Below are 3423 nucleotides of genomic sequence, written 5' to 3'. Positions count from 1 at the left end.
ATACCATATGCTTTTTTATTGACTATTTTAAATAAACTTTCTAGTATATACTTAATAACTATCTTGAAAAAGAGAAAATTTTTCTAGTGAAGAATTTCTTTTTGCTATATTTATTAGCAACAAAATAGGTATTATTTGAACAAAATTATATTTATTTGCTTATAAACTATTCATTTTTTCATTGAACAATTTAACTCTATTTATGCTCTGTTGCTACTCACCCACTTAAAACTAGCAAACGTCCATGTTTTTGTCCATGCTCTATCGATGACTTAGTAATACATGCTTATTTGCTTTTATAATATCTTTTCAAAAAGAAATGTGAGGATTACAATGGAAAATTTCTATAAGATTTTGGGAAAAGAGGTCCAAAAAAAAACTGAATTATTATCTCTGTTATATAAACAACCTACTATAATTACCACTAATGAATTGAGTAAAAAATTAAAGATGGATCGCCGATCTATTTATAAGTATTTTGGTTTACTATCAAAGCTCCCATATGTTCAAGAGAATAATGGTATTTTGGTTGAGAAACACGGTCAAGGATATAAATTTAACGGGACAAAAAAAGATTATAAAATTCTTTCCACACAGATTATACAGGAAAGCCCTTTCTTTAAATTGATTGAGAATATTTTAACTAATACGCAAGTAAATATTGTCCAATTTGCTTATGATAATTTTTTATCGGAATCTCTGGTTAATAAAAAACTATCCTTACTAAGAAAACATCTAAATACAATGAATCTTGATTTAAAAAAAAGACAGGGAATTGTGAGACTAGTCGGAGATGAAGAAAAAATCCGATTTTTAATCGTTTCTTTTTTTTGGAGAAACTACAATGGTATCGATTGGCCTTTTGCAGGTATTTCAAAAGCTAATTGTAAAAAAATAATATCTACTATTTATAGTCAAAATGGCATTGAAGTACCTCCTGCTAAAATGGAGCTAAGTTGCTATATTTTAGCAACAACTATTCTAAGATCTAAAAAAGGAGGTACAATAATCAATCAACATCTTAATACGTTAACCAAGACCCTTTTCCTTTCGGATAATTTTTTCATTAAAATAAAACATTTTAGTCGTTCTATGTATAAACATCTATCTCCTAAATATCATTTAAAAAGAGAAGACATCGAATACTTGACAATCCTAGCTTGTCGAGAACCTTTTTTTCTAATGCAAATTTTTAAAGATGTTGATACTATTTCTGAAGTTTTTAATAATAAAAATTTATTAGAATTATTATTATATTCAGATGATATCGAAAGGAATTTTACTTACTCTAATTTCCAAACAAAAAAAATTTTCATTAGTAGTATTATTGCCGCTTTTGTTTCAGCCGAAACAATCGGAAAAGTTGATTATACTATCTCTGGTTATAATATTAATAAGTATATTCATAAAAATTACCCTACTATTAAACCAATAATCAATGCTATTTTAGATGAAAATAATGTATACAGTGAAGATTCTAATAAACGTTCAAGTTTAATTACCCCTTTAGCGTCTTCTTATGCCTTACTTATATCACCATCTAAAAATCAAAAGCTCATTAAAATTAAAATTGAAACAGATTTATCTCAAAGTTTAGAAACTTTGATTATTGAAAGAATTTCAGATGCATTCAAAAGTTTTTACCATCTAGAGCTTAATAGCTCAATCCCAGAATCAGAAGCTGCATTTTGTTTATGTACAAACTATAGGTCATTAGATTTTATTAATATCGATACACTTTTGATTGACGCACAAGTTTCTTTTAAAGATTTCATAAACATCCAAAATAAAATTAAAAGTATTTTAAGTAAGCATAAATGATACGTTCCTTCCCCATCTCAAACATTAGTCGAAAAGACTAACGTTTGAGGTGTTTTTATATGACAAAATTTCGATTTAAATATCAAAATCACTAAATTTACTACAAAATTCATCAATAATCAACATTGTTCGTATGACATACTCTGCTATTCAAAGATTGCAAAAGAATAAAATATTACGAGAAAAACCGTATATAGAATAAAAAAAGACAGCCTGATTAATGATAAAAGGCAACTTGTTGCCGATCTGGCAAATCAATAAAGAAATAGCGAACAGGAACGAACCTTTTGGTGAGAGGAAGTTTTTTCTATTTTGTTTTGCAAAGCAAGACACCTTATCTTAGTGAACGTACAACGTTCACTTCCTTTGTTCTCGAACGGCGGTGGCGGTTGGAGTGAGAGAAAGTTTTTTCAATTGAGAAGGCGTTTGTGCCTTCCTAAACAGGCCTTTTCATTTCTTCCTGTTTCTATGTAAAACAAAAAGAGATACAGTCCGACATTAGGATTGCAACTCTTCTTTTATTTATATGCCCATTGATCGCGTAAAATGATCGGGGTTTCTAATTGCATCGATTCAATGACTAATTGATTCCTTTTATTAAAGTGACCTGTCACTGAAATAGTATACTCGGATTCTCTCGTTTCTATCATCCCTTGAATCTCAAATTGAATGCCTTCTTTCGTTGGCGTCTAAAAAATGTCGTTTAGAACCATTGTCAATGTCTCTTTGGTTACTTTCATTTCACGCAAGGTCGTATCAATGCCTTTGGTTGTGCAATTTTCAATGCCATATTTTGAGCCAATTAAGAAACCGCCTTTTAACACAAAATTTTCACGATAAGGAGACTCCGATATTTTTTCCAAGAATTTTTCCATCATAAAATGTCTTAAAAAAAGTTGCGGATCAACTTCTTTTTCTCTGGAAATATTTTTTACTTTTGCTTTTAACTATGTAGGTGTTATGTATCTTCTCCTTTAATTTAAAGCCATAATATAAGAACGCATCGATTTATCTGTTGGTAAAATTCGTCGATACTCATTCAATTTTCTAATATTTTTTCTGTCCGATGCCATGTAGTTTTTAACTGCTTTTACTTTGATTTCATCCTCAACGTTATACCAGGGATTCCAAATGTCACATAAGGTTCTTTCTGGATTATAGGCTATAACAGGATTACCGTAACGACTTTTTACTTCGTTCTTACCTAGTTCATACCATTCCGCTTTTGTGTAGTGTAGCTCAACTGCAAATTCCTTTAACCCCTTTTCAGAGACGTGATAACCATAAGGAACGGTCAGATCGATCTGTCTAGGGATCATATCTGTTAAATCATACAAATCTAATGCGGTAATATGTGAAATAATGCCGCGCTCATATTTTTTTGTGCAATAAACAACTCATCAGGAAATTGACCAGGTAATGTGAAAAAACCTGGATACTCTCGGTCCAACTCCCCTCGATCCACCATGCGTTTGATCGTTACAGGAGAAATGCCCGCTTTTTTTGCATCTTTCAAAGCCAAAGTTCCATTAAATTCTTCTAGCAGCTTGTATACCATTGCTTTTGTCATTTTCTCCCTCCTTTGTATACGTATAAACTTAT

At 30.6% G+C, this 3423-nt stretch carries 2 protein-coding genes and 2 pseudogenes; 1 reads left to right on the top strand and 3 read right to left on the bottom strand.

Annotated features, from left to right (window positions below):
• Nucleotides 1-333: 333 nt before the first annotated feature.
• Complete coding sequence (locus DOK81_RS12240; protein WP_206911233.1) at nt 334-1821, top strand: helix-turn-helix domain-containing protein; 1488 nt, start codon at nt 334-336, stop codon at nt 1819-1821.
• A gap of 518 nt (nt 1822-2339) precedes the next feature.
• Here the strand turns inward: DOK81_RS12240 and DOK81_RS12425 are convergent.
• The 3 genes and pseudogenes from DOK81_RS12425 to DOK81_RS12230 all read right to left on the bottom strand — a co-directional run bounded on the left by DOK81_RS12425 (nt 2340) and on the right by DOK81_RS12230 (nt 3391).
• On the bottom strand, nt 2340-2471 hold the full coding sequence (locus DOK81_RS12425; RefSeq protein WP_277988536.1) for a hypothetical protein: 132 nt from the start codon (nt 2469-2471) through the stop codon (nt 2340-2342).
• Nucleotides 2445-2747: pseudogene (locus tag DOK81_RS12465) on the bottom strand (nucleotidyl transferase AbiEii/AbiGii toxin family protein); the annotation flags it as partial. The gene DOK81_RS12425 and the pseudogene DOK81_RS12465, both read right to left, overlap by 27 nt.
• A 48-nt stretch (nt 2748-2795) precedes the next feature.
• Nucleotides 2796-3391: pseudogene (locus DOK81_RS12230) on the bottom strand (type IV toxin-antitoxin system AbiEi family antitoxin domain-containing protein).
• Between the last annotated feature and the right edge of the window lie 32 nt (nt 3392-3423).

It is taken from the genome of Enterococcus sp. DIV0660C, from assembly GCF_017316125.1.
GTDB lineage: Bacteria > Bacillota > Bacilli > Lactobacillales > Enterococcaceae > Enterococcus_B.
Note: the sequence above shows the minus strand (reverse complement) of the source record. Positions and strands in the feature narration are given on the sequence as shown.